This is a genomic window from Streptomyces sp. ITFR-16 (assembly GCF_031844705.1).
In the GTDB taxonomy this organism is placed as follows: domain Bacteria; phylum Actinomycetota; class Actinomycetes; order Streptomycetales; family Streptomycetaceae; genus Streptomyces.
The window spans coordinates 4,734,370-4,760,110 of the sequence record NZ_CP134609.1 but is presented as its reverse complement, the minus strand read 5'-3'; the positions used below and the strand labels follow the sequence as shown (position 1 = coordinate 4,760,110).

Here is a 25,741-nt window from a genome sequence, read left to right as displayed (position 1 = left end):
GCTCTGCGGCGCTCGGTGTCTGCACAGCCTGACGAAGTGCCCGCCCATGGTGTGGCCGCCGTCACGTTCGCGACAACGCCCCCACAGGTCAAGAAAAAGCAAAATCGTTCGACTTACTGATCGCCGTTCACATTTCTGACCGCAGGGGACCTTGACCGAGGCACCGGACAGACGGTTCAATCCCCGAAGTCCCCGCTCCCGCACGGGGACGCCGCTGAACGGCCGTACTGACGAAGTGCGTACCCGTTCACAAGGCGGACCCCAGGAGGGGGCACATGAACAGTCTCGACTGGGTCGTGCTCATCGGCTACTTCGGCGTGATGATCGCGATCGGGCTCTGGTCCCACAAGCGCGTGGACAACGTCAGCGACTTCTTCACGGCCGGCGGCAAGATGCCGTGGTGGCTGTCCGGGATCTCGCACCACATGTCCGGCTACAGCGCCGTGATGTTCACCGGATACGCGGGGATCGCGTACCAGTACGGCGTCACGTCCTTCGTGACGTGGTCGCTGCCGATCGCGATCGGCATCGGCATCGGCGCCCAGCTCTTCGCGCCCCGGCTCAACCGGCTGCGCTCGCGGCTGCACGTCGCCTCGCCGCTCGAATACCTGAAGAACCGCTACAACCTCCCGACCCAGCAGGCGCTGGCCTGGTCCGGGCTGCTGCTGAAGATCGTGGACGTGGGGGCGAAGTGGGCGGCCATCGCCACCCTGCTCTCCGTGTTCACGGGCATCACGCTCACCCAGGGCATTTTCATCACCGGCATCATCACGGCCATCTACTGCACGGTCGGCGGTCTGTGGGCCGACGCCCTCACCGAGCTGGGGCAGTTCGTCATCCAGCTGTTCGCCGGGATCGCGATGCTCGTCACCGCGATGAGCAAGCTGGACGGCTTCAGCACGCTGTGGACGGTGTGGGACAAGCTGCCCGAGGGCCACACGGACCCGACGGCCGGTCCGTACACCGTGACCTTCCTGCTCGCCTACCTCTTCATCAAGACCTTCGAGTACAACGGCGGCATGTGGAACCAGGCCCAGCGCTACATGGCCACGGACTCCGCAGCCTCCGCGACCCGCTCGGCGCGGCTCTCCGCCGTGCTGTGGCTGGTGTGGCCGACGGTGCTGTTCTTCCCGATGTGGTGCGCGCCGCTGCTCGTCCACGCGGAGAAGCCGGACGCCTCGGACAGCTACGCGCTGATGACCGAACAGCTGCTGCCGCACGGGCTGCTGGGCCTGGTCGTCGTCGGCTTCTTCTCGCACACGATGGCCATGTGCTCCTCGGACGCCAACGCGATCTCGGCCGTCTTCACCCGCGACATCGCGCCGGTCTTCTCCAAGGCCGCCCGCAACTGGAGCAGCCGGGCCGGCCTGCTGGCCGCGCGGCTGTCCACGCTGGGCTTCCTGGGGCTGTCGATGGCGCTGGCCACCCAGATCAACTCGCCGACGTTCAAGGACATCATCTCGGTCGTCATCAAGTGGGTCGCCGGTCTGATGGGTCCGATCGCGATCCCGTTCATGCTGGGTCTGCTGCGCAGCTTCCGCAGGTCGGGGCCGACGGCGGCGCTCACCAGCTGGGCGGCGGGGCTGCTGGCGTTCTACTTCACCAACTACAACTTCGACGGTTCGGTGAAGACGGATGTGGCGCTCCAGTACCAGGTGGCGCTGCCGCTGGCGATCTCCCTGGTGCTCTTCGTCCTCATCGGGTTCATCAAGCCGGAGGACACCCCCGAGCGCGACGCGATCATCGACCGCATCAACTCGGACGGCGACGGTACGGAGACCGGCGCGAGCGTGCCGGCCCAGGCCGGACCCGAGGACGTGGCGGCTACGGAGGGCGTGAAGGGGGCGAAGGGCGTGCGGGACTGACGCCCTTGCCGACCCGCGACGGCTGTCCCGCAGCCCGTGCCGCTCAGCCGCGCGGGTAGCGGGACAGCCAGCCCTGCGCGGCGGCGGCCGGGCTGTGCAGCGCGGGGCCCTGGGTCATCTCCATGGCGAAGTCGTCGGCGAGTTCGAGGAGGGTGGCCCGCCCCTCCAGCTCCGCGAGCCAGGCCGGCGGCAGCGCGGTCTCGCCGTGCAGCGCGCCGAGCAGCGCCCCGCACAGCGCCCCCGTGGCCGAGGAGGGGCCGCCGTGGTTCACGGCGAGCCGCAGCCCGTGCCGTACGTCCTCCCCGACCAGGGCGCAGTACACCGCGACGGCGAGCGCCTGTTCGGCGGAGTCCTCGGCGCCCAGCGACTCGATGAGCGCGGGGCCCGGGATGCCCTGGCGCACGGTGCCGAGAGCCTGTCGGAGCGCCTCGGTGACGGGCTCGTGGCCGGGCCGCTCGGCCAGCAGCACCAGCGCGTGCTGCACGGACCCGTCCAGCGTCTCGCCGCGCGCGAGGCCGTGCACCAGAACGGCGAACGCGCCGGCGGAGAGCAGTGCGGTGGGGTGTCCGTGGGTGTGCGCGGCGCACTCCACGGCGAGCTGGAAGACGAGCTGCGCCTCCCAGCCGACGAGCAGCCCGAAGGGCGCGGACCGGGTGAGCGGGGCGGAGTCGTGCGCGGTGGGGTTCTTGGGGCGCTCCAGGGTGCCCATGATCTCGTCGCCGAAGCCGCCCAGGCACTCCCGGGTGGGGGCGCGGCGGGCGTAGAGCCACTCCTGCGCGGCGAGCCAGCCGTTGTCCTTGCGGCGTTCGTCGGGGCCCCAGTCGTGCTGGGTGGCGGCCCAGCGCAGATGGGCGCGGTGCACGTCGGTGGGCGGGTGCCAGGCGCCGGTGTCGCGGCGGACCTGGGCGCGGATCAGCCCGTCGACGGTGAACAGGGTGAGCTGGGTGGCGGCGGTGACGGTGCCGCGTCCGCCGTGGGCGGGGACGAAGTCGGTGACCGCGTCGGCTCCGTGGGCCGCGCGGATCTCCTCCAGCGTGAGGGCGCTGACGCCCGCGCCGAGGGCGTCGCCGATGGCCCCGCCGAGCAGGGCGCCGCGCACCCGGCTGCGGAAGTCCTGCTGTTCGGCACGGCCCCAGACAGCCGTGGTCCCCGTGCTCACCGTGCCACCTCCCCGTCGGTCCCTGATCCGATTCCGTGTACGACTGCGCGGTAACTGCGCAGCACTGTAATCGAACGGGAACGGACGGTTCAGGGCCGCGGTGGCACGGGAACGGGAGGCGGCCCCCGGCCGGCCAAATCCCGTTGTGCGGCCCGCCCGCCCGGCGCGATGATCGCGCGATGGCATCTCCGAACCCCGACGGCCGCGCCGGTATCGACGCCGCCCTCGTGCAGCAGCTGGTGTCCGCGCAGTTCCCGCAGTGGAGCGGGCTGCCCGTGACCCCGGTGGAGATCGACGGCTGGGACAACCGCACGTACCGCCTCGGCGACACCATGACGGCCCGCCTCCCGACCGCCGCCGGGTGCGTCCCCGCCGTGGAGAAGGAGCACCTCTGGCTGCCCCGGCTGGCGCCCTCGCTGCCGGTCCCCGTTCGCCCGGTGCTGGGCCTGGGCGCCCCCGGCGAGGGCTATCCCTTCCCGTGGTCGGTGCGCGGCTGGCTGGACGGCGAGACGGCGGCCCGGGCCCGCATCGACGACCTGCCCCGGTTCGCGGTCGCCGTGGCCGGCTTCCTCCTCGCCCTCCAGCGCTGCGAGGCGACGGGCGGCCCGCCGGCCGGGGCGCACAGCTGGTACCGGGGCGCGTCACCGGCGTACTACGACGAGGAGACCCGGCGCTGCCTGGCCGCACTGGAGGGGCGCGTCGACACGGACCGGGCACGCACCGTCTGGGAGGCCGCGCTCGCCGCCGAGTGGCGCGGGGAGCCCGTGTGGTTCCACGGCGACATCGCGTCGGGCAATCTGCTGGTCAGGGGCGGCGAGCTGTCGGCCGTCATCGACTTCGGCACGTCGGGGGTCGGCGACCCGGCCTGTGACCTGGTGATCGCGTGGGGGATGTTCGAGGGCGCGGCCCGGGAGGCGTTCCGGGAGGCGGTCGGCCAGGACGCGGGCACCTGGGCGCGGGCCCGGGGCTGGGCGCTGTGGAAGGCGCTGCTGAACCTGACGGGCGACGCCGGGGCGGACCCGGGGCGGGCGGCGAACGAACTCAGGGTGATCGACGCGGTGCTGGCCGACCACGAACGGTCCGGCTGAGCCGGAGCCCCGCGTCGGAGCCCCGGCGGGCTTGGTGCCGCCACCCGGGCCGATCCAGGCGGTACTCGGCAGGTGCACCCCCGCGCAGGGAGCGCACCGGCTCGGCGGCGGTCTGCGCCCGGGGCGGGGCCGAGGCCCGGCCGCCCGAGCCGATCGCGCCCCAAGGGCTGTCCCGCAATTCCTGGTCGATCAGCGCGCGGCGTCAGATGCGGTGCATCGCAAGGCGGAGAGGCGCCCGCATACCGGATGCATTCGGGCGTTTCGACAACGCGGCGAGGTGCCGTAGCTGTCGTCGTGCGCCCGCCAGGATTTGCAGGACAGCCCTTGGGTGGAAGCCGACGGACAGCTGGGCGCCACGACCGCCAGGACGTGCGCCGCGCCCGCGGCCTGCCCTCTAACTGGTCATGCTCCGTGCGGCGGAGTACACGTCGAGCACGGCCAGGCAGAGCGGGACGAGGGCGAGGAGGAGGACCACCTCGGCCAGGTCGGAAAGACGTCCCCAGAAGGGGGAGAGGCCCCGCTTCGGGATGATCAGGGCGATGCCGACCGACAGGGCGGCGCCGGCGGTGACGGCTGCGGCGAGCCACAGGGTACGGATGTCGAGCGGCCCCCGGTCCTGTTCCGTCAGGAGCTTCATGACGGCGTCGGCCGGCGGGTTGAGCGACAGTCCCAGCACCAGCAGCCCCAAGGCCGCGAGGCCCGCGCCAAGTACGGCGGCCACCTGGGCGGTATAACGGAAGAGCCGGGCCCGCAGCAGCATGGCCAGGCCGGCGACCAGCGCGAGGGTCTGGCCCCAGACGCCGTCGGAGAAGCCCAGGACGGCGGCGGACGCGACCACCACCACGCAGCAGCCTCCGGCGAGGCCCAGCAGCAGTTCGTGCCCGCGCCGGGCCTGGGCCGCGATGCGTTCGGCGTCGACGGGGCCGCTCTCCCCGGTGCCCGGCGCGTTGTCGAGATCGGCCTCCGTCATGGGGCGGGGAGCGGCGTAGCCGATCGGCAGATGGGCCACCCGCGCGGAGAGCCCCGGCAGGAAGGCGATGGCGCCGATCGCGACGACGGCGCAGACGGCGGCGGTCTCGCTGGGGCGGGCCTCGGTGAGGATCGAGCAGAACGTCGCGAGGGTGCCGACCGCCGAAGCGAAGACCACGGCGACGAAAGGCGCGTCGCCGGACGGCATCGCGGCGACCAGCCCGGCGGAGACGCAGAGCACCGCGGCACAGCCGAGCATGAACTGAAGACGCCCGATGCCCTCGCCCGGGTCGAGCGCGAGAAGCCCGGACCCCGCGATCATCAGGTGCGGCAGGGCCGCGAGTCCGAGTGCGGTCGCGGAGGCCCGGTCGCCGTAGTTGCGCGCCCGGACGCCGGCGAGCACGACGAGGAGCGTGCCGACGACGGCGGCGACGATGCCAGGCAGGCCGTGCATGTCGTGCTGGACCGGGTCCGCGAACCAGAGCACGAAGCCCATGAGTACGAGAAGGAGCGCGCCGCCGAAGAGGCCGGAGACGTGGAACAGCTGGTCGCTCCAGAGCGCGCGGTCGCGCCGGACGGCGGACGCGACGGCGTCCGCGACATCGTCGAAGACGGCCGGAGGGAGCGACTCCGCGAAGGGCCGGAGCCGCAGGACGTCCCCGTCGAGGACGCGCTGTACGGCCAGCGGCCGGGTGATGTCCAGGAGGGTTCCGTCGCGGCGGACCAGGTGGTACCCCGGGGGCACTCCCGGCGGGGTGGCCTGGCCGGACAGCCGCAGGATCTCCGGGAGGAGATCGGCGACGACGACATCGTCCGGAAGGGCGACGTCGATGCGACTGTCCGGTGCCACGACCGTTATTCGGCAGAAACCGGTCGTCAGGGTCGAACTCACCTGAATGTTCCCCTCGTTCGCTGTGCGCCGCGCTTCCGGGCAGGGGCGCCACCCTATCGGTGGCACCCCCACGCACTGCACGTAGGATTGTCGACGCGCGGAGGTAGGTCGCTGCCACGGGGGTGCCGGCCCACAACTCTCCGGGCCGCACTGAGGGATTGATTCGCCGGTGACCCAGATCGTCGTCAAGCGCCCGCCTCGAGCCATGCCACCTGAGACATCCGCGGCGGAACTGCGGCTCGAATCGCCCCCTGAACTGCCTCGTGGGCAGCAGGAGGGCATGGCCATGCAGCTCCTGCCGATGCTCGGCATGGGCTCGTCGGTGGTGTTCTTCTTCATGCCCGGCTCGCAGCCGTTCATGAAGATCATGGGCGTCATGATGCTGCTGTCGACCGTGGCCATGGCGATAGCCCAGGTGATGCGGTACCGCAAGGGGACCCAGGGCGAGGCGTCGGAAGGGCGCCGGGACTACCTGAAGTACCTCGCGCAGACCCGGCGGAAGGTACGCGGGACCGCGCGTGTCCAACGCGACGCGCAGTTCTATCTGCACCCTGATCCGGACCAGTTGTGGTCGCTGGTCGTCGGCGGCGAGCGGCTCTGGGAGCGCCGGATCACCGACGACGACTTCGGGCAGGTCCGTGTCGGCCTGGGCGCGCAGCAGCTGTGGACGCCGCTCGTCGCGCCGACCACCGCGCCGGTGGACGAGCTGGAGCCGCTGTCGGCCGGTGCCATGCACCAGTTCCTGGCCGCCCACGCTTCGGTGGACCGGCTGCCGATGGCGGTGTCCCTGCGCGCCTTCTACCACGTCGTGGTCTCCGGCGACCCGGTGTCGGTGCGCGGCAACGCGCGCGCCATGGTCTGCGGGCTGGTCGCGCTGCACTCGCCCGAGGACCTGGTCGTCGCGGTCGTGGCGTCCACGGACGTGGCGGACCAGTGGGACTGGGCGAAGTGGCTGCCGCACGCCCAGGCCCCCGGCTCGTCCGACGGGGCCGGCACCAAGCGGCTGTTCAGCGACGACCTGACCGAGGTCGAGACGCTGCTCCACCACACCCTGGACGGCCGATCCCGCTTCAACCGCGAGGGCAGCCCGCTCCTGGACCAGCCGCACGTGGTCCTCGTGCTGGACGGCGGGGTCGTCCCGCAGGACTCGCTGTTCGCCTCCGCCGAGGGCCTCCAGGGGGTCACCGTCGTGGAAGTCGTCCCGGAGGAGCTGGACGAGCCGCGCGGCGGACTGCACATCGCCGTACGTCCGGGCCGGCTGCGGCTGGAGTCGGCCAGCGTCTCCTACCACGGAACACCCGATCTGCTGCCCGTCGAGACCGCGGAGGCCCTGGGCCGGCAGCTCGCCCCGTTCCGGATGGGCGGCGGCGGGGACGACGACGAGCCGCTGCTCGCCAACCTGGACTTCACGGACCTGCTGGGCATCGGCGACCCCGCCGCGGTGGACACCAACACGGTGTGGCGGCCTCGTTCGACGGCCGAGCGGCTGCGGGTACCGATCGGTGTCGGCGAGGACGGCTCCCCTGTCATGCTCGACCTCAAGGAGGCCGCGCAGGAGGGCATGGGCCCGCACGGGCTGTGCGTGGGCGCGACCGGGTCCGGCAAGTCCGAACTGCTGCGCACCCTGGTGCTGGGCCTCGCGGTCACCCACTCGTCGGAGACCCTCAACTTCGTCCTCGCCGACTTCAAGGGCGGGGCCACCTTCGCCGGGATGTCCGAGCTCCCGCACGTCGCCGCGGTCATCACCAACCTGGCGGACGACCTGACCCTGGTCGACCGCATGCGGGACTCCATCACCGGTGAGCTCCAGCGCCGCCAGGAGCTGCTGCGCTCGGCGGGCAACTACGCCAACCTCACCGACTACGAGAAGGCACGCGCCGCCGGGGCCCCGCTGGAGCCCCTGGCCTCACTGGTCCTGGTGATCGACGAGTTCAGCGAACTGCTGACCGCCAAGCCGGACTTCATCGACATGTTCATCCAGATCGGCCGCATCGGGCGGTCCCTGGGCGTGCACCTGCTGCTGGCCTCGCAGCGGCTGGAGGAGGGCCGCCTGCGCGGCCTGGACACCTACCTCTCCTACCGGATCGGGCTGCGGACCTTCTCCGCCGCCGAATCCCGTACCGCGCTGGGCGTGCCGGACGCCTACCACCTGCCGTCGGTGCCCGGTTCCGGGTTCCTGAAGTTCGGCACCGAGGGGATGACCCGCTTCAAGGCCGCATACGTGTCGGGGACGTACCGCCCCGGGGCCGCGCCGGTCTCCGACAACGGGGAGCTCGCCATTGACCGCCGCCCGGTCCTGTTCACCGCCGCCCCGGTGCCCGTGCACTACCCCGAGCCCGAGCCGAACGTGCCCTTCGTGCCCGGCCGGGCGACCCCGGACGCGCTGGCGGACACCGTCCTCGACGTCATCGCCCGCCGCCTGGAGGGCCAGGGCCCCCTCGCCCACCAGGTGTGGCTGCCGCCGCTCACCGAGGCGCCCTCGGTCGACCGGATGCTGCCGCCGCTCGCGGTCACGCCCGAACGCGGCCTGCACGCGCCGGAGTACCAGCGCAACGGCGCGCTCGTCGTGCCCTTCGGGCTGGTGGACAAGCCGTTCGAGCAGCGTCGCGACTCCCTCGTCCGGGACTTCTCCGGCGCCGCGGGCCACATGCTGGTCGTGGGCGGCCCGCGCTCCGGCAAGTCCACCCTTGTCCGCTCCCTCATCAGCGCCTTCGCCCTGACCCACACCCCGCACGAAGTGCAGTTCTACGGAATGGACTTCGGCGGCGGCGGTATGGTCGCCGTCGACGGCTTGCCGCACGTCGGAGGGGTAGCCTCCCGGCTCGATCCGGAGAAGATCCGCCGCACGGTCGCCGAGGTCGCCGGCATCCTCAACCGGCGCGAGGCGTTCTTCCGGGACAACAACATCGACTCCATCGTCACCTACCGCCGGCTGCGCGCGGCAGGACAGCTGCCGGGCGAGGCGTGGGGCGACGTCTTCCTGGTCATCGACGGCTGGCAGTCCTTCAAGACGGACTACGAGTTCCTGGAGCCCGTCGTCGCCGACATCGCGGCCCGGGGCCTCGGCCTCGGCGTCCACCTGATCGCCACCGTCTCCCGGTACATGGAGATGCGCGCCGCGCTCAAGGACCAGCTGCTCAACCGCCTGGAGCTGCGCCTCGGCGACCCGACCGACTCCGAACTGGACCGCAAGGTGGCCAAGAACGTCCCCGTCGGTACCCCGGGCCGCGGCCTGACGGCGGAGCGGCTGCACTTCATGGGCGCCCTGCCCCGCATCGACGACTCGGCGGGCGGGGGCGGGGACGACCTCTCCGAGGCCACGGCCGCCTTCGTCAAGGCCATGAACGACAACTGGCCGGGCCCGCACGCCCCGGCCGTCCGGATGCTGCCCCGGATGCTGTCCGCGCGCGACCTGCCGGCCGGCCCCGACCCCACACGCGGCGGGGTCGCGATCGGCATCGACGAGATGAACCTCGCACCGGTGTACATCGACTTCGACACGGACCCGCTGTTCGCGGTCTTCGGTGAGTCGGAGTCCGGCAAGACAGCCCTGCTGCGACTGCTCATCAAGCAGATCACCGCCCGCTACACCCCGCAGGAGGCCCTGATCTGTGTCGGCGACTACCGGCGCAGCCTGCTGGAGGTCGTGCCCGAGCCGTACCTGGTCGGCTACGCGACGACGCAGAACGCGTTCGAGTCGTACCTCGGCGACATGAACACCCTCATCACCAGCCGCACCCCGGGGACGGACGTGACCCCGCAGCAGCTGCGCAACCGCAGCTGGTGGCGCGGGCCCCGGGCGTTCATCGTCGTGGACGACTACGACCTGGTGGCCACGTCCTCCGCCAACCCGCTGGCCCAGCTGGTCGACAACCTGCCGTTCGCCCGTGACACCGGCGTCAACTTCATCATCGCGCGCAGCAGCGCGGGCGCCGGCCGCTCCTCGTACGAACCGTTCATGCAGCGCTTCAAGGAGCTGGGTGCGCAGGGCGTAATCCTGTCCGGCCACCCCAGCGAGGGCGAACTCCTCGGCACCGTGAAGGGCCGCCCGCTGCCCCCCGGCCGGGGCATGTTCGTCGCTCGCCGGGGCAACCCGGCGCTGATCCAGACGGGGTGGCTGGAGCCGGAGGGGGACTGACGGGGCGACGCGCCCCGGAGCAGCAAGAAGGGGCCGCCCCGTGACGGGCGGGCGGCCCCTCTTTCGCGTTCTGCCCGGCTATGCCGGAACGGCGGCCCTCAGAGCGACCGGACCAGTTCGAGAGCCAGGGGAAGGGGGCAGAGGGGGTGCGCACGCCTGAGACGGCGGACAGCCGCCAGTGCGCCCTTCTCGTCACGGAGCCGGCGGAGCTCCGCCTCGTCCGTCACCAGCAGCCGCAGTTCCCCGACGGACGCGAACTGCGCGGCCCACTCACTGCGGCGCCTCCGCTGCGCGTATCCCTCAGCCCAGCCCGGGAGGAACGCACCCAGCAGGAACAGGGCAAGCAGCAACGCCACACTGTCCGGCTGACGGAAAAAGGCCACGTAGTAGCAGGCCAGGCCGGCGCACCAGAGCGTGGCCCGTATCCAGGTCGTGCGGGACACCCGCGCACCACCATCGGCGTGCGGGCTCACAGGGCCTTGACCAGGGACACCGCCACGTCCAGCGGGAGGCGGGGGTGTTCGCGCTTGACCTCGCGGACCGCGTGCGCCGCGCCCTTCTCGTCGCGGATGCGGCGCAGGGCCGGCGCGTCGACGGCCTCGCGCAGGGCTTCGAGGGAACCGAAGTTCTCCGCGTACCAGGCGTGTTGTTCCGCCCGTCGCCTGCCCGGCGTCTGCCAGGCCGCACGACCCTCGGCCGCCAGAGGGCAGCCGACGGCGAGGACCATGCAGAGGATCCAGACCGCCGGGTCGAGCCCCTCCTTCAGTGAGAAGAACAGACCCACCAGAGCCACCAGGCCGACGGCCCAGAGGACTACTCGGAATGCACGCATGATGTCACCTGTCTGTTCGTCCGAGAGGCCCGTGCCACCCGGTCGTCTACTGGGGCGAGGCCCCAGTATCGGACGGGTTCAGGCGCCTGGCGCGGCAACCGGCCAGTGGCCGTTGGGGTACGTCGTCATGTCGCGCGCCTCGCCCTCGATGGCGGCCATCTGCTGGGCCTGCGCGCCGAGCAGCGCGGCCAGCGCGGTGACGGCGGTGATGATGTAGCCGATGCTCACCGACGTGTCGCCGACGATGAGGGCAGCACCCGCCCACGAGAACACGACCGAACCCAGCGCCGCGATCGCACCGATCATGGTGACGATGTACTGGGCCAGGATGACGGCGAGCGACACGTAGAACGCGGCGCCGGCGGTCGTGCACAGCGCCAGTCCGGTGGCCACCTTGTCCGCGGTCGTGCCGATCTTCGCGGCGGCGATCGGCTGGGCCTTCACCGCGTTGGTGTAGGAGGTGGCGGCCTCGCCGGTCCAGTGCTTCAGCGACTGGAGTTGGTCGGCGGTGGTGGTGCCGGCCACCTCGGAGGCGCCCCCGCGGATCTCGGACTGCCAGGTCCAGGTGTGGATGGCCATGTAGACGGGCGCCGCCACGCCCTCCATGAGCTCCTTCAGCTTGCCGAGGACCCAGTTGCCGAACTCGATGACCTTGTTGGCGGCCCAGATCAGAGCGTCCCCGATGAAGTCGGGAACATACCAGTGGTTCGCCGTGGATTCGGCCTTCGGGCCGACCTGGCTCACCTTCTCCGAGAGCGTCTGTATCCCGGTGGTCAGCTTCTGTGTGGTCGCCTCGTACTGTGCGGCGTTGAAAGCCATGAAATTCCCCGTCTAGTAAGCGTGGTCCACGTGGTGCTTGGTGTCTACCTCGTGCGCGTCGTAGGCCTTGGCGTTCTTGTACAGCGCGGAGCTCACCGCCGCCATCTGCACCTCGCCCTCCGCACTGCGTGCGGAGACCTGTTCGACCACGGCTCCGTACGCCGAGACGAGGAGCTGGAAGACGCCGGCCTGGAGCCGGTTCATCCTCGTGCCCTCGACCGCGTTGTGCACCGCTTTCATCGCGCTGCTCTGCTCGTCCCACATGACCGCGTCGGTGCGCAGCCCATCGGTGATGACCTTGAGGTCGGGATCACCCAATGCAGTCAGTCCCTTCGGAAATCATTCGGCAAGGCGCCGCGGATCGCTGAGAATGGCCAGTGCTTCGTGCAGCAGGCTGTCGAGCTGGAGGCGGCCCGCGCCGTCCTTGGCGGCGGCCTCCAGTTCGCTCAGTTGGCTACGGGCACCGGCCAGGGCCTCCTCGAAGGCCTGGTTGAGCCCGATGGACGTCTGCTTCGCCGCCCACTGCGGGTCCACCTCGCAGGAGAGCAGGGCCCCCTTCGTGACGGTGATGACGACCCGGTGCGCCGTGGATCTGCCGACGGCCCGGGGCGGCTCGGCGACCGTCGTCGCCATCTGTTGCACCGCGTCGAGCGCCGACAGCGCGTCCTCGGTCACCTCGTCGAGGCTTCGGGGTACGACATGGCGCAGATCCGGTCCGGGAGGCGTCGCCGGCGGGAAGGCCGTCGAGGGGGGAGGCCCGGGCAGAGCGAGTGAGCGGTCCACCTGCCCGGCCGTGGACTGCCAGTCCGCCTGGTCGAAGGCGCGGGCGACGCCCTCCATCCGCGCACTCATCGCCGTCCCGTACGCGTCGAGCACGGCCGCGCCGATGACCTCGGGGCCCTGTCTGCGCTGCCAGTCGGAGGCGGCCTTGATGGATTCCGGAATCCCGTCCGCCGCCAGCGATACGGTCACGGCGCCCTGGGCGTCCGTTCCCTCGCCGCCCTGAGGCATGCGGTTCTGCATGTCCGTCATCAGGTTCTGCAGGTTCTGCGCCTGCTGCTGGAACTGCTGCAACCCTGCCAGGAACTCCTGGTCCACGGTGTTTCCTCCGGCCTGTGTACGTAGGTGGGGGTGGTGCGACGGAGACCGCTCAGTGCCGGGGGCCGGTACTCCTCCGGCGCACCAGGAGCACCGCACCGACGACGACGATCACGGCCGCGACCGCACCGACGACGATCCAGACGGCCGTGTCCGTGCCGCCCTGTCCGTCGTCGTTCTTCGCCGCTGGGGTGGCGGCGGGTTGGGACTTCTTCGAGGGGGCCGCGGAAGCGGAGACGCCGGGCGACGGGGACGCGGTTGCGCGGGCCGCGACCAAGGGGTTCACGTCGGCGGGGCCCGGGTCGGCCTTGCCGCCGAGGACGGCGATCCGGGGACGGACGGTGCCGTAACCGAGGTAGCGGCTGGGGACCTTGCCCTCCGTCGGTCTGCCTGCGGTGTTCATGAGGACGCGGAGGACCTGGTTGCCAGTCCAGTCGGGGTGTTGGGACCAGATGAGGGCGGCGGAGGCGGAAGTGATTGCGGTGGCCTGGCTGGTGCCCCAGCTGCTGCAGTAGCCGGCCATGCCGCCGCCGCACAGAATCGGGATGTCCTTGCCCGGGGCGGCGAGCGCCACCTGGGGACCCGACACCGAGAACTTCGTCACCGAGGACGTCTTGTCGACCGCTCCGATACCCGCGACGCCAAGGCTTGCCGCAGGGTAGGCAACGTCGTTCTCCTTGTCGCCCCGGTTGCCGGTACCCGCAAGAAGGAGCTTCCCACGCTTCACGGCGTAGTCAACCGCCTGCTGGATCCGGTCCAGCTGGTCATCACTCGGCGTGAAACCCTCGTAGGCCAACGACATGTTGATAATCCGGGCCTCGCTGTCGGCGGCGTACCGGATGGCCTCGACCAAGGCCGGAATGCTGTTGGTACCCGACTCCTTCGACGACCCGAAGACGGTGAGCGGGAGGATGCGCGCGTCGGGCGCGAGGCCCTTCACACCCTGGTCATTCGCACCGTTGCCGGCGATCAGCATCGCCATGGCGGTTCCGTGCCCGTCCGTGTCCTTGTGCGCTCCCCGCTCGGGCTCCACGAAGTTCCTGCCCTTGAGTACCTTCCCCGTCAGTTCGGGGACGGAGGGAATCACCCCGGTGTCGAGCAGAGCGACGGTGATCCCCTTGCCGGTGCTGGCCTTCCACATGGCCGGGGCCTGCATGCGGTCCAGGTACCACTCGCGGTCTCGCATGCTGTCCGCGCTCGCGGCCGGGGCGACGGCGCCGCCCAGGAGGAGCAGGGCGCCGCCCAGCGCGGACACCACCGCCGACGTCCGCCCGCGCCGTCGCCAGACCGTTGACCTCATGCCACCCACTCGTATTCTGTCCGCCCCACCGGTGCGGTGCTCGTATACCGGCTGCTAGTCGATCACGGGCGGGACCACGTCGTCCCCCGTGGCCCAGGTCTCCTCGTCCTCTTCGAGGTAGTCCGGGTTCTCGCCGTCGCGCCGCTTGGGACGCCTGCGAGCGCTTTGGGACCCGCCCATCGCACCGCCCATCGGACCCATGGCACCCGGGCGCGCGGTTTCGCGGACGAGGCCGCTGCCGCCGGGCGTGAACTCCCGCCCCGCACCGATACCGCGCGCTTCCCGCACTGCGGCGCCGGACTCGGTGACCAGGCGCCGCGAACCGCCGGCTCCGCCACGCCCCGCGGGCGAGCCGACCGCGCCCACACCGTGACCGCCCATCATCGAGCGGCCGGCCGTCGGACGCTCGCTGCCGATGACCGTGCCGCGTTGTCCGCCCGCGACAGGGCCGGTCAAGGGCCGGCCCGGCGTACCGCCGTGGATGCCGGGGGTACGGACGCTCTCGCCGCCGCCCCTGCCCACCGGGGAGACCGGAATGGTGCGCCGGTTCCCGTCGACGCCAGGACCGACGGGCATCGTCCGCCGGTCTCCGGGGCCGGTCGGGAGCGGCTGCGGGGGCAGGACCACGGGCGGGACGGTGTTCTGCCCGCCACCGCCGACCGGAGTGACCGGAGGACCGCTCGTGGGCGGGGTCGCCGTGACCGGCGGGGCCTCCGGCATCGTCACGGTGTCGATGTCGGTGCCGGTGTTGTCGGTGGTGTCGGGCACCACAGGATCCACGCCCACGTGATGCGGCGTGTGGGTGGACACGCCGGCGACGGAGGACGAACCACCGTCAACAGGCTGCACGGTGACGGAGTGGTGGCCGACCGAGCCCCCTGTGCTCGGCACACCGGACACCGAGTGAATGGCGGGGTTGCCCCCGGAAGATCCCCCGTAGCTCGTCTTCCCGCCGTCGACCGGGCTCTTGGGCAGCACCGCCTCCGGCAGCGGCTTGAAGACCGGCTCCTCCTGCGAGGAGATCGTCTGCTGCGCCATTATGTAGTACGAGGCGAGCTTGTTCATCTGCGGAATCGCCTCGTTGCGCGCCTTGTCAACGGCCTCGAGCCGGGCCTTCTCCTTCGCCTCGTCCGCGTAGCACACGGACGTGGCGTCGGAGTGGCCCTGGATGACCTTGCTGACCTCGCTGAGCGCCTGGCCGGCCGTCTGCAGCGAGGTGCCCGCGGCGCCGGCGTAGTCGGCCAGCTTGATGGTCTCCTTGGCGAAGTCGTCGCCCCACTCGCGGAAGGCGTCGCCGCCCTTGCCCTTCCAAGTGGTGCGGCTGACATGTTCCTTCAGCTCGGTGCCGATCTTCTCTATCTCGGTCTGCGCGTCGATCAGCGCCGTACCGCGGCCCATGATCGCCGTGGGGTCAACGCTGCGGACCATGGCGAGCATGTCCTCGTACGACATGTTCTCGAAGTCCGTCGTGAGGTAGCAGGCGTTGAGCGGCGGCAGTTTGCCCTTGTCCCCCATGGTTATCCCTCTCCCCCGTTCACTTCACGTGCCTACAGGCCGTCCTGGCCGCTGGACGAGCCCGTGTCGTCGGGCCTGTCGTCCTTCGGCAGTCCGGTCTCCGGGTCCGTACCCGGCTTCCGGTAGCTGACCTCGACGCGCTTCTGGATGGCCTGGAGGCGCTCCGCGTACTCCTGGTCGACGTTCTGGTACCCGCGGTCGGCCAGGTCGACCGTGATGCCCATCGCCTCCAACTGCTCGCCGAGCGTCTTGGAGAGCTCGGTCAGGCGCGTGTGTACCAGGTCATAGGCGCCGGAGAGCCCGGTGGCCTCCGGGAAGCCCGTGCCGTACGCGGCGACGGTGACCTTCTGCTCGGTGATGCGGGTGTGTGCGGCCGGCGAGCCGTCGAGCGCGGTGAGGAGCTTGTCCACCCGCGTCTTGAAGCTCTTCAGGGACTCGCTCGGCGTGTCCAGGTCCGGGGCGCCCTTGCCCTCGCCGTTGTCGGGCAGCGGCGGGTCGTCCGGAAGATGGGATCCCATGGAAACGCCTCCCCTAGAGTGCCGTGGGCCCGCAGGCGTGGGTGCGGGACGCGGTGTCCGCGCCCCGCACCCACGGCGTGCCGGTTCCGTTGTGGTTCATCTGCGCCTGGGTCAGCCGTGGAAGCGGCGGGACTGCGCCAGGTCGTTGGCGTGGTAGCCCTCGGTCGCTTCCATGAGCTTGGTCGAGATCTTCAGCAGCGTGTCGTGCATGTGGTTGACCTTGACGTCCCAGCCGCTGTGGCGGTCGTAGAACGCGCGCTGGGTCTCACCGTCCCAGGTGGCGACGACGGCCTTGACCCGGCGGTTCAGATCGTCCAGCTGGCCCTTGATGGTGTTGGCGGTGGTCTTGACCTGGTTAGAGGCCTCGACGACCCCGGAGTACGTGATCTCCATGGAACGGTCTCCTGACGCGAAGGTGCGGAATGAGGACGGGACGGGCCGGGCCGGCTGTTACGAGACCTGGAACCGGTCCAGGATGCCGTTGCTGCCCGTGTGGTCGACGCCGTCGATGCCCTTGAAGCTGTTCAGACGCTCGACCTCCTCGGCGTCGAAGCCGTCGCGGCTCATCTGGACGGCCTCGTGGGTGAACGCCAGGAGCTCTTTCAGGTTGCGCACGTCAAGGTTCACCTGCGTCTGGAGGCCGTTGTACGCGTTGGCCGCGACGCCCTTCCAGTGGCCTTCGACGGAGTCGATGACCGCGTTGAGCGCGGTGATCCTGCTCTCCAGCGTGTCCTGCATGTGGCCGAGATCCTTGATCAGCTGGTTGATCTCTCCGGCTGAAAGCTTGAGCTTGTCTCCCATAGCGCATCTTCCCCCATGAATTGGATGTTGCGGGCTGTCGGGCCGCCGGCCAGCGCGTCCGGATCGGACCGCATATTTGCGACTGTCACTTTAACTGCGATGGCCAACGATTCCAACTTGCTTTCGTTTGCAGCAAGTTGTTTTTCCTTCACCTATTCACGGACGGCTCCGGCCCCGCGCCAAGACCGCGACTCCCGCGACCACCGCGACGAGGAGCCCCGTCGTGGCCAGCACGTAGGACGAGATCCGAGCCATCCGTTCCCGCCTGGTTTCACGCAGCTGGAGCGCCACCGGTTCCGGCCCCGCAGGACCGTCCGAGACCGCGCGGTCCGGAGTGGGCGCGTTCACCGGGTGCTCGTCGTCGGTGAGGGCACGCACCGGGTCCACCACCCCCCAGCCGATGAAGTCGTCCCGGCCGTTCACCGCGCGCTCGGCCGTCTGCTCGATCTGGGCCACCACCTGGGCCTGCGTCCAGCGCGGGTGCTCGGCCCGGATGAGGGCGGCCACGCCGGCGACGTACGGCGCCGAGAAGCTGGTGCCGTTGTCGACGCACTGGCCTCCCTTCGGCACGGTGGACACCATGTCGACGCCCGGCGCCGCGACCCCGACGAAGTCACCGGTCTGGGAGAACGGCGCCCGCTCGTCGTTGCGGTCCGACGCCGCCACCGCCAGCACGCCCGGGTACGCCGCCGGGTACGTCTTCTTGACCTCGGCGGTGAGCCCGTCGTTGCCCGCGGAGGCGACCACCACGATGTCGTCCTTCAAGGCCTCGCGCACCGCGCGCTCCAGGTCGGAGTCGGCCGGCAGGGGCTTGGCGGTGTCCTGCGAGATGTTGATGACCCGGGCGTTCTCCTTGATGGCGTGTCGGATCGCCTCGGCCATCGTCGCGGCGGTGCCGTTGCCCTTGTCGTCGTTCTGCCGGATGGGGACGATCGTCGCCTCGGGGGCGATGCCCACGAAGCCGGTGCCGGTGCGCGGGCGGGCCGCGATGATGCCGGCGACCTTGGTGCCGTGGCCGACGACGTCGGTCGTGCCGTCGCCCCGCCTGGCCTTGCCCTTGGCCTTCGTACCGTCCGGGTTCAGCGGCGGGAGCAGGTCTGTGCCGGAGCTCCGGTCGACGGCGGACTTCAGCTGGGGGTTGGCGGTGTCCACCCCGGTGTCGATCACCGCGACCCGGACGCCCTTGCCCTTGGTGTCCTGCCAGAGCTGGTCGAAGACCAGCCGCTGGAGCGACCAGGGGCGGCCCTGGATCTGCTCCGGCATCGGGAACGTGCACTCGCCGCTGCCCTCGGCGCCCGTTTGCGGAACGGAACCCTCGGCCGCCGCGGGCACCGCCGGAAATGCCGACAGAACAACACTTGCCGCGCATGTCAGAAGCAGTACGGCGGCTGCGGAACGAACCGGAGGACGAGATACGGAACGAACTCCGGAAGGAGCCTGGCAACGGAATACAGCGAGGTTGATCATTTCGCGCTTCCCCCTCATCCGTCGTCAGGAACTCTGCGGCTGCTTGGCGCTGTTGGTGTCGAGGCGGGGCCCCTTGGGCAGCAGACTCGACCAGTTCTCCGGCACCGGCAGCGGCTTCACGTCCTTGTACCCGAGCCTGATCTGCGCCTTGTTGACCTCGGCGATCCGCTCCTCGGGTGACTCGGGCTCCGCGCTCTCACCGATCTTCGAGGGGCCGGCGCTGCTGTCGTTGTTGGTCTGCACGGCGTACCGCAGCCCGGTGTCCGTCACCAGGAAGATCGACCCGGTGCCCGGCGACGCCCCGCTGAACTGCCGGTACAGCACACCGCTGCCCGGGGTCACGTACGCGCTGGTGGCGCCGTCCAGGAAGCTCACCGGGTAGCGGGTACCGGCCCAGGTCGTCAGCCTGGGCACGCCCTTGGAGTCGACCCCGTGCAGCACGTTGCAGACGGTCCCGGTCGCGACGACCGTGTCATTGGCCTGGGCCGGGACGCTCTTGGGCCAGCCCTTCGACGCGTAGAACTCGTCCGGCGAGGAGGTGAAGGACTGCGGGGCGACCTCGGCGGCCTGTGCCTTCTGGGCCAGCACCTCCGCCTCCGGGCTCGTCAGGAGCAGCCGGGCGACCAGGTCGGAGACGGGCGCGACGGCGCCCGGCAGCACGACGTAGTGCTGCATCCCCGTACCGGCGACGGCCTTGAGCACCGTGCCCACCTTGTTCAGGCGGGGGTCCAGGCCATCCACACCGGCCGGGTCGCCGGTCCTGCCGGGCAGCTTCGGGAAGTCGATGGCGGAACCGTCGTGCAGAGTGCCGAGCCAGTCATCGGTGACTTTCTGCGGCCGGGCGCCCTCGCTGAACAGCGAGCGCCGCAGCACCTCGTCACGGGCCGAGGGCTTGTCGCCGCCGGTGGTCCCGATGGCATGCCGCGTGCCGTCCGCGTCCACCAGGTAGCGGGTGCCGTCGCCGCCGTCCGCCTCGACGTAGAGAGCCTGGCCGTCGCGCAGCCGCCGCTTGCCGCCGACCTTGTCCGCCTCGCGGTCGGCGAGCAGGAACACCGCCTTCTGGACGGTGTCGCCCGACCCGGCGCCCGGCTGCTCGCAGACCGCCCAGAGCTTGCTGCGCCCCGCCTCATCCGCGCTGGGCAGCCGGTCGGGTGCGTACGGTATGCCGAGCATGGGGCCCCGTTGCAGCTTGCCGCTGTCGAGTTCGGACTCGGGCACCTGCGTCACCGAGGAGCTCTGCGGGTCCAGCAGCAGCTTCGCCGAGGAGAAGTTCAGCACCGGGTGCAGACGCTTGACGCCCTTGGTCTCCAGCACGACGTAGCGGGTCGTGGACTCACTGCCGACGATGACATGGGCACCGGGGGTGTCCCAGCCGTCGGGAACCTTGGGCTTGAAGATGCCCCAGGCCCCGAAGCCCGCCAGTAGCAGCGCCCCCACGACCGCTCCGGGCACCACGGCGCGCAGCGGGCGTGGCGCGGCCTCGTCCGTCCCGGCCGGGGACGGTTGCAGAAAGGCGGCGACCAGCCGCTTCTTCGCGAAGGTGTAGGCGTTGAGTTCGTCCCGCCGTGATGCCATCTGCCCTACTTCTCCCCGTGGTTGTAGATGCCTCGCGAGCCGCACCCACTATGCCCGTCGATACTCTTTCGCCGCCGTGCGGGTACGTGCTTCCCGGGACAGGCCGACGCTCCTGCCCGGCCGGGCGTGCCGAGAACCCCCGTTCGATCCTCGCCCTGCCGGGCGTGGGACAGTGGGCGATCGCGGGCCGCTGTGCCGAGGGCGTCCGGCTCGCACACGCCGTAGTGCCGTGACACGGAGGGGACATACCGGGGGATGAGCAGCACGACGACCGCAGTGATGAGTGTGCACCCGCAGCCGGGGCGGATCGGCGGAGTGCGGCTGCACCAGGTGGTGCTGGTGGAGGTCGCCGGCGCGCTGATGCTGATCGCGTGGGTGACGGACAGGATGCTGCTGGTGCCGATGGGCGTGGTCGCGGCCGCGCTGGTGGTACTGGCCGTTCTGCGGCGCCGGGGACGGCCGGTGCTGGAGTGGCTGAACACCGTCATGGCGCTGCGCGCCCGGCTGAGGTCGGCACGACGGCCGTGGTCCGCGGAGGGGGTCGATCCCACGCTGGCGCCGGTCGTCGAGTGCGAGACCGCCTTGCGGACGTACACGTACACCGACCGGCAGCGTGAACGCGGTGTCGGGATGGTGGGCGACGGGACGTTCCTCACCGCCCTGCTGCTCGTCCAGCCGCGGGACGAGCCGCTGCGGATGGCCCGGAACGCGCAGCCTCTGGAACTCGGGCTGCTGCACGACGCCCTGGAGGTGGACGACATCCGGCTGGAGTCCGTCCAGGTCGTACAGCACACGCAGCCCGCTCCCGGTCCGCACCTGCCCCCGCAGGCCGCGGCGGCACGCTCGTACGCGCCGCTCCAGGCCCAGGTGGGCACCCCCTCGATCCGGCTGACGTGGATCGCGCTGAAGCTCGATCCGGAGCTGTGTCCGGAGGCGGTGAGCGCACGCGGCGGCGGGATCGGCGGCGCACAGCGCGCGCTGCTGCGGGCCACGGATCAGCTCGCGAGCCGGCTGGCGGCGGCCGGGTTCGACGCCTCGGTACTGACCGAGGCGCAGGTGACATCCGCCCTGGCGACATCGGCCGGGGTGAATCCGCAGGCCAGCGCGGTGGCGGTACGCGCGGACGTGGCGACGCGGCGCACTGCGGAGTCCGCGCGCGCTTGGCGCTGCGACGACCGCTGGCACACGACCTACTGGGTCGGCCGCTGGCCGCACCTGGGCGCGGACGCGGTACCCACGGCACAGCTGGTGGCGCTCCTGACGTCGATGCCGGCGCTGGCCAGCACCTTCAGCCTGGCGGTGTCGCGCGGGACGGGCGGCGCACCGGCACTCAGCGGATATGTCCGCCTCACCGCGTCCGGGAGCGACGAACTAGTGTCCGTGAGGCGCCAGTTGGAACGTGCCGCACGGGGCGTGAAGGTCAGCCTCGTGCGGCTCGACCGCGAACAGCTGCCCGGTGTGCTGGCCACCTTGCCCCTCGGAGGTACCCGTTGACCACGCCCCGTACGACACCCGGCTCCACCACCGGGCCGACGGCTCCCGCTCCGGCGGCGGCCGGACGGATCAAGGCGGGGTTCGGGCTGCTCGGCCCCCGCCGCGACCGGCACGTACTGCCCGCGGAGCAGCTCGGCGCGCTCTCCCTGCCGCTCGGCGACGACGGGGTGGTGGCGGGCGTCGACGCGAAGCGGCAGCCCGCCGTCCTCGGCCTCTTCCGCCCCGTCCAGCTCGATGTCGTGCTCATCGGCAGTCTGTGGACGACGCAGGTGCTGGCCCTGCGCACGGCCGGCACCGGTGCGCGCGTCGCCGTCGAGACGGGCCGGCCGCAGGCGTGGACGGGCCTCGCGCAGGCCGCGGGCGGCGGGCAGCAGTGCATGACGCTGCACGACGTCAAGCAGGTGGGTCCGCAGGGTGCGTCGATCACCAGCCCCGTCCTGGTCGTACGGGACTGCGGCATGCGCCCGCCGCGCAGCCGGCTGGCCCCCGGACCGTGGCAGTCCGTGCTGACGCTGCTCCCCTTTCTGGGCCCGTCGGCGCCGAGGCTGGTCGAGAACGCGGGACTGATCGGCATCCAGCGGGTCTCCCCGGAGGAGGCCGCGGTCCTCGGCCGGCTGCTGCAACTCCCCCGGGCCCAGGCGGAGGCGCTGCCCGGACTCGGCGACGACATGGTGCTGTGGTGCACGCCCCGGCACCGGAAGCTGGTCAAGCTCCAGCCGACCGACATCGAGGCCGGGCTCCTCGGGACCCCGCGCCGCCTGGACTGACGCGCCCGCCCGTCAGTTCGGCAGCACCGGCAGCAGCTCCGGCAGGTGTCCGTCCGATGCCCCGGCCGCGGCCACCCGCTCCGCCGGGACCTCTCCGTACAGCGTCGTACGCGGCTTCGCCGGGCGGCCGGCGAGGTCGGCGATGGCGGTCAGGTCGCGGACCGAGCGGTAGGAACCATAACTCGACCCTGCCATACGGGAGATGGTCTCCTCCATCAGCGTGCCGCCCAGGTCGTTGGCGCCCGAGCGGAGCATCTCGGCCGCGCCCTCCGTGCCGAGCTTGACCCAGCTGGTCTGGATGTTGGTGATGTGCGGGTGCAGGAGGAGGCGGGCCATCGCGGTGACCGCCCGGTTGTCACGGTCGGTCGGGCCGGGGCGGGCGATACCGGCCAGGTAGACGGGCGCGTTGGTGTGGATGAAGGGCAGGGTCACGAACTCCGTGAAACCGCCGGTCTCCTGCTGGAGCGCGGCCAGGGTGCGCAGGTGGCCCAGCCAGTGGCGGGGCTGGTCGACATGGCCGTACATCATGGTCGAGGAGGAGCGCAGGCCCACCTCGTGGGCGGTCCTGATGACCTCCAGCCAGGTCGCGGTGGGCAGTTTGCCCTTGGTGAGGACCCAGCGGACCTCGTCGTCCAGGATCTCGGCCGCCGTGCCGGGGATCGAGTCGAGCCCGGCCTCCTTCGCGGCGGTCAGCCAGTCCCGGATGGACATGCCGGTGCGGGTGGCGCCGTTGACGACCTCCATCGGCGAGAAGGCGTGGACGTGCATGCCGGGCACGCGCTCCTTCACGGCCCGCGCGATGTCGAAGTACGCGGTGCCGGGCAGGTCCGGGTGGATGCCGCCCTGCATGCAGACCTCCACCGCGCCGACCTCCCAGGCCTGCGCGGCCCGGTCCGCGACCTGGTCCAGCGAGAGGGTGTACGCGTCGGCGTCGGTGCGCCGCTGGGCGAAGGCGCAGAAGCGGCAGCCGGTGTAGCAGACGTTGGTGAAGTTGATGTTGCGCGTGACGATGTACGTGACGTCGTCACCGACCACGTCCCGGCGCAGGGTGTCCGCGATCCGGCACAGCTCGTCCAGGGCCGGACCGTCCGCGTGCAGCAGGGCGAGCGCCTGGTCGTCGGTGAGCTTCGTCGGGTCGTCGGCGGCCTGGCCGAGCGCGGTCCTCACGTCGCCGTCGATGCGGGAGGGGACCATGCCGGGCGCGGCGGCCTCGCGGAGCGCCTCCCAGTCCCCGTACACCTCGTCGAAGTCGTCGCGGCGGTCGCCGGTGCGGCCCTCGGTGTCGATGGTGCGGTGCAGGTCGGTGCGGCCGGAGGCGCTGAAGCCCTCGTCGGGCTCCTGCCAGGGCAGCCCGGCGGGGATCGCGCCCTCCTTGGCGAGACCGGTCTCCGGGTCGGCGAGCGCGCGGACGTGCGGGAGGAGCCGGGGATCGAGCCAGGGCTCGCCGCGCTGGATGAACTCCGGGTAGATCGTCAGCCGTTCGCGCAGCTCGAAGCCGGACTCGGCGGTACGGGCCGCGAGTTCGTCGATGTGCGGCCAGGGGCGCTCGGGGTTGACGTGGTCCGGGGTGAGGGGCGAGACCCCGCCCCAGTCGTCGATGCCCGCGCCGACGATCAGCGCGTACTCGGCGTCGACGAGGTTCGGCGGGGCCTGGATACGGGCCGAGGGGCCGAGGATGTGGCGGGCCACGGCGATGGCCGCGGCCAGCTCCTCCAGCTCCGCGTCCGGCATGGCGCGCATCACGGTGTCGGGCTTGGCGCGGAAGTTCTGGACGATGACTTCCTGGATGCCGTGGTAGGCGCGAGCGGTCTTGCGCAGCTCGAAGAGGGAGTCGGCGCGCTCCTCGTAGGACTCCCCGATCCCGATGAGAATGCCCGTGGTGAAGGGGACGTTGGACCGTCCGGCGTCCTCCAGCACGCGCAGCCGTACGGCGGGCTCCTTGTCCGGGGAGCCGTGGTGCGGGCCGCCGGGCTCGGACCACAGCCGGGTCGCGGTGGTCTCCAGCATCATGCCCATCGAGGGCGCGACCGGCTTGAGGCGCTGGAGGTCGGTCCAGGTCATGACGCCCGGATTGAGGTGCGGGAGGAGCCCGGTCTCCTCCAGGACGCGGATCGCCATGGCGCGTACGTAGGCGAGGGTGTCGTCGTACCCCTCGGCCTCCAGCCACTCGCGCGCCTCGGGCCAGCGGTCCTCCGGCCGGTCCCCGAGGGTGAACAGCGCTTCCTTGCAGCCCATCGCGGCACCCTTGCGGGCGATGTCGAGCACCTCGTCCGGCGACAGGAACATCCCGTGCCCGGCCCGGCGGAGCTTGCCGGGCACGGTGACGAAGGTGCAGTAGTGGCATTTGTCGCGGCAGAGCCGGGTCAGCGGGATGAAGACCTTGCGGGAGTACGTGATGACGCCGGGGCGCCCCGCCGCCTCCAGTCCGGCGTCCCGCACCCGGGCGGCGGAGGCGGCGAGGTCTCTCAGATCGTCGCCGCGCGCCTGGAGCAGGACGGCGGCCTCGGTCACGTCGAGGGCGACGCCGTCACGAGCACGCTTGAGCGCACGCCGCATCGCATTGGTGGTGGGACGTCCGCGCTGAGGATCGGTCATGAACCGAGCATACGAGCGAGTAGGCGCCCGGTGACGTGACGGATATCCCGCAGGCCACACGCACCCGCACGCGCCCCTTGTGCCTCGGCCGTACGCGGGTCCCCGACCCGTAGGCTCGGCCCGGTGATGGAAACGATCGTCTTCGACATCGGCGAGACCCTCATCCGCGACGACCGCTACTGGGCCTCCTGGGCCAACTGGCTCGGCGTCCCGCCGCACACACTGAGCGCACTGGTCGGGGCCGCGGTCGTGCAGGGGCAGGACAGCGCGGACGCGTTGTCGCTGCTGCGCCCCGACATAGACGTCACCGAGGCCTCGCTGGCCCGGGCTGCCGCCGGGCGCGGCGAGCACCTCGACGAGTCGGACCTCTATCCGGACGTCCGCCCGGCCCTGGCGGAGCTGCGCGCGCTGGGCGTACGCGTGGTGGTGGCGGGCAACGGCACGGTCCGGGCGGGCGAGCTGCTGCGCGCCCTCGACCTCCCGGCGGACCTGGTGGCCACCTCCGACGAGTGGGGCGTGGCCAAGCCGGACCCGGAGTTCTTCGCCCGCGTGCTGGAGGTGTCCCGCGCGGAACCCCAGTCGACGCTGTACGTGGGCGACCACCCGGCGAACGACCTCTTCCCGGCCAAGTCCTCGGGCCTCCTGGCGGCCCATCTCCGCCGGGGCCCGTGCGGCTACTGGTGGGCGGACCATCCGGACGTCTCCGAAACGGCGGACTTCCGCATCAACGCGCTGACGGACCTTCCGGCCCTGCTGACGAAGAACCCCGAACCGGCCACCCGCCCGAGAGCACTGCGCGCGCTGTAGCCGCTCCCGTCCCGCCGGCAGACCCAGCCCGTCCGCCGTTCG

General features: G+C 71.3%; 21 protein-coding genes. 6 read left to right on the top strand and 15 right to left on the bottom strand.

Annotated features, from left to right (window positions below; all coding sequences use genetic code 11):
* The first annotated feature begins 275 nt into the window (after positions 1-275).
* On the top strand, positions 276-1,865 hold the full coding sequence (locus RLT58_RS21110) for a sodium:solute symporter family protein (protein ID WP_311311934.1): 1,590 nt from the start codon (positions 276-278) through the stop codon (positions 1,863-1,865).
* A 43-nt stretch (positions 1,866-1,908) separates the two neighbouring features.
* Here RLT58_RS21110 and RLT58_RS21105 read toward each other — a convergent pair whose 3' ends face one another.
* Positions 1,909-3,024 (bottom strand): ADP-ribosylglycohydrolase family protein, encoded by a 1,116-nt coding sequence (locus RLT58_RS21105; protein WP_311311933.1) that lies wholly within the window; start codon positions 3,022-3,024, stop codon positions 1,909-1,911.
* Between the two features lie 179 nt (positions 3,025-3,203).
* Between RLT58_RS21105 and RLT58_RS21100 the strand changes: the two genes are divergently transcribed.
* Positions 3,204-4,112 (top strand): aminoglycoside phosphotransferase family protein, encoded by a 909-nt coding sequence (locus tag RLT58_RS21100; protein WP_311311932.1) that lies wholly within the window; start codon positions 3,204-3,206, stop codon positions 4,110-4,112.
* A gap of 394 nt (positions 4,113-4,506) precedes the next feature.
* Here the strand turns inward: RLT58_RS21100 and eccD are convergent, their stop codons facing one another.
* Positions 4,507-5,973 (bottom strand): type VII secretion integral membrane protein EccD, encoded by a 1,467-nt coding sequence (eccD, locus tag RLT58_RS21095; RefSeq protein ID WP_311311931.1) that lies wholly within the window; start codon positions 5,971-5,973, stop codon positions 4,507-4,509.
* 169 nt (positions 5,974-6,142) lie between these two features.
* On the opposite strand from eccD, the gene eccCa reads away from it, so the two are divergent.
* On the top strand, positions 6,143-10,111 hold the full coding sequence (gene eccCa / locus RLT58_RS21090) for a type VII secretion protein EccCa (protein WP_311311930.1): 3,969 nt from the start codon (positions 6,143-6,145) through the stop codon (positions 10,109-10,111).
* A gap of 98 nt (positions 10,112-10,209) precedes the next feature.
* Here the strand turns inward: eccCa and RLT58_RS21085 are convergent, their stop codons facing one another.
* From RLT58_RS21085 to eccB, 12 genes are all read right to left on the bottom strand, one after another.
* On the bottom strand, positions 10,210-10,554 hold the full coding sequence (locus tag RLT58_RS21085) for a hypothetical protein (RefSeq protein WP_311311929.1): 345 nt from the start codon (positions 10,552-10,554) through the stop codon (positions 10,210-10,212).
* Between the two features lie 26 nt (positions 10,555-10,580).
* The gene (locus RLT58_RS21080) at positions 10,581-10,943 is read right to left on the bottom strand and encodes a hypothetical protein (protein ID WP_311311928.1); all 363 of its coding nucleotides are present in this window, start codon (positions 10,941-10,943) and stop codon (positions 10,581-10,583) included.
* Positions 10,944-11,021: 78 nt separating this feature from the next.
* Positions 11,022-11,762, bottom strand: coding sequence for a hypothetical protein (locus RLT58_RS21075; RefSeq protein ID WP_311311927.1), 741 nt, complete (start codon positions 11,760-11,762; stop codon positions 11,022-11,024).
* 12 nt (positions 11,763-11,774) lie between these two features.
* A complete protein-coding gene (locus RLT58_RS21070; protein WP_311311926.1) occupies positions 11,775-12,080 on the bottom strand; it encodes a hypothetical protein in 306 nt (101 codons plus the stop codon).
* Between the two features lie 21 nt (positions 12,081-12,101).
* Positions 12,102-12,860 (bottom strand): YbaB/EbfC family nucleoid-associated protein, encoded by a 759-nt coding sequence (locus RLT58_RS21065; protein ID WP_311311925.1) that lies wholly within the window; start codon positions 12,858-12,860, stop codon positions 12,102-12,104.
* A 52-nt stretch (positions 12,861-12,912) separates the two neighbouring features.
* Positions 12,913-14,160, bottom strand: a complete 1,248-nt coding sequence (locus tag RLT58_RS21060; protein WP_311311924.1) for a S8 family serine peptidase — start codon at positions 14,158-14,160, stop codon at positions 12,913-12,915.
* 54 nt (positions 14,161-14,214) lie between these two features.
* Positions 14,215-15,675 (bottom strand): WXG100 family type VII secretion target, encoded by a 1,461-nt coding sequence (locus RLT58_RS21055; RefSeq protein ID WP_311311923.1) that lies wholly within the window; start codon positions 15,673-15,675, stop codon positions 14,215-14,217.
* 32 nt (positions 15,676-15,707) lie between these two features.
* A complete protein-coding gene (locus tag RLT58_RS21050) occupies positions 15,708-16,193 on the bottom strand; it encodes a DUF2563 family protein (RefSeq protein ID WP_311311922.1) in 486 nt (161 codons plus the stop codon).
* Positions 16,194-16,304: 111 nt separating this feature from the next.
* Entirely contained in the window at positions 16,305-16,586 is a 282-nt protein-coding gene (locus RLT58_RS21045; protein WP_311311921.1) for a WXG100 family type VII secretion target, read from the bottom strand.
* Positions 16,587-16,643: 57 nt separating this feature from the next.
* Positions 16,644-16,994 carry a WXG100 family type VII secretion target gene (locus tag RLT58_RS21040; protein WP_311311920.1) on the bottom strand — a complete coding sequence of 117 codons (351 nt, stop codon included), beginning with the start codon at positions 16,992-16,994 and terminating at the stop codon, positions 16,644-16,646.
* A 156-nt stretch (positions 16,995-17,150) separates the two neighbouring features.
* Positions 17,151-18,257, bottom strand: a complete 1,107-nt coding sequence (gene mycP, locus RLT58_RS21035) for a type VII secretion-associated serine protease mycosin (protein ID WP_311311919.1) — start codon at positions 18,255-18,257, stop codon at positions 17,151-17,153.
* A gap of 228 nt (positions 18,258-18,485) precedes the next feature.
* Positions 18,486-20,036 carry a type VII secretion protein EccB gene (gene eccB / locus RLT58_RS21030; RefSeq protein ID WP_311311918.1) on the bottom strand — a complete coding sequence of 517 codons (1,551 nt, stop codon included), beginning with the start codon at positions 20,034-20,036 and terminating at the stop codon, positions 18,486-18,488.
* A gap of 315 nt (positions 20,037-20,351) precedes the next feature.
* Between eccB and eccE the strand changes: the two genes are divergently transcribed.
* Both eccE and RLT58_RS21020 read left to right on the top strand, forming a co-directional pair.
* A complete protein-coding gene (gene eccE / locus RLT58_RS21025; protein ID WP_399131921.1) occupies positions 20,352-21,530 on the top strand; it encodes a type VII secretion protein EccE in 1,179 nt (392 codons plus the stop codon).
* Positions 21,527-22,297 carry a hypothetical protein gene (locus RLT58_RS21020; protein WP_399131658.1) on the top strand — a complete coding sequence of 257 codons (771 nt, stop codon included), beginning with the start codon at positions 21,527-21,529 and terminating at the stop codon, positions 22,295-22,297. The genes eccE and RLT58_RS21020 overlap by 4 nt, the downstream gene beginning before the upstream one ends.
* A gap of 12 nt (positions 22,298-22,309) precedes the next feature.
* Here RLT58_RS21020 and RLT58_RS21015 read toward each other — a convergent pair whose 3' ends face one another.
* The gene (locus RLT58_RS21015) at positions 22,310-24,892 is read right to left on the bottom strand and encodes a bifunctional FO biosynthesis protein CofGH (RefSeq protein WP_311311916.1); all 2,583 of its coding nucleotides are present in this window, start codon (positions 24,890-24,892) and stop codon (positions 22,310-22,312) included.
* Positions 24,893-25,018: 126 nt separating this feature from the next.
* Here RLT58_RS21015 and RLT58_RS21010 point away from each other — a divergent pair, with 126 nt between their 5' ends.
* Positions 25,019-25,699 carry an HAD family hydrolase gene (locus RLT58_RS21010; RefSeq protein WP_311314587.1) on the top strand — a complete coding sequence of 227 codons (681 nt, stop codon included), beginning with the start codon at positions 25,019-25,021 and terminating at the stop codon, positions 25,697-25,699.
* The last annotated feature ends 42 nt before the right edge of the window (positions 25,700-25,741 follow it).

What these genes read in the sequence shown, in the direction of transcription:
- RLT58_RS21080 (WP_311311928.1), bottom strand. Translation starts at nt 10,943, where the DNA reads ATGCGTGCATTCCGAGTAGTCCTCTGGGCCGTCGGCCTGGTGGCTCTG.
- RLT58_RS21110 (WP_311311934.1), top strand. Translation starts at nt 276, where the DNA reads ATGAACAGTCTCGACTGGGTCGTGCTCATCGGCTACTTCGGCGTGATG.
- eccB (WP_311311918.1), bottom strand. Translation starts at nt 20,036, where the DNA reads ATGGCATCACGGCGGGACGAACTCAACGCCTACACCTTCGCGAAGAAG.
- RLT58_RS21010 (WP_311314587.1), top strand. Translation starts at nt 25,019, where the DNA reads ATGGAAACGATCGTCTTCGACATCGGCGAGACCCTCATCCGCGACGAC.
- RLT58_RS21060 (WP_311311924.1), bottom strand. Translation starts at nt 14,160, where the DNA reads ATGAGGTCAACGGTCTGGCGACGGCGCGGGCGGACGTCGGCGGTGGTG.
- RLT58_RS21040 (WP_311311920.1), bottom strand. Translation starts at nt 16,994, where the DNA reads ATGGGAGACAAGCTCAAGCTTTCAGCCGGAGAGATCAACCAGCTGATC.
- RLT58_RS21045 (WP_311311921.1), bottom strand. Translation starts at nt 16,586, where the DNA reads ATGGAGATCACGTACTCCGGGGTCGTCGAGGCCTCTAACCAGGTCAAG.
- RLT58_RS21055 (WP_311311923.1), bottom strand. Translation starts at nt 15,675, where the DNA reads ATGGGGGACAAGGGCAAACTGCCGCCGCTCAACGCCTGCTACCTCACG.
- mycP (WP_311311919.1), bottom strand. Translation starts at nt 18,257, where the DNA reads ATGCCGGAGCAGATCCAGGGCCGCCCCTGGTCGCTCCAGCGGCTGGTC.
- RLT58_RS21050 (WP_311311922.1), bottom strand. Translation starts at nt 16,193, where the DNA reads ATGGGATCCCATCTTCCGGACGACCCGCCGCTGCCCGACAACGGCGAG.
- RLT58_RS21075 (WP_311311927.1), bottom strand. Translation starts at nt 11,762, where the DNA reads ATGGCTTTCAACGCCGCACAGTACGAGGCGACCACACAGAAGCTGACC.
- RLT58_RS21100 (WP_311311932.1), top strand. Translation starts at nt 3,204, where the DNA reads ATGGCATCTCCGAACCCCGACGGCCGCGCCGGTATCGACGCCGCCCTC.
- RLT58_RS21015 (WP_311311916.1), bottom strand. Translation starts at nt 24,892, where the DNA reads ATGACCGATCCTCAGCGCGGACGTCCCACCACCAATGCGATGCGGCGT.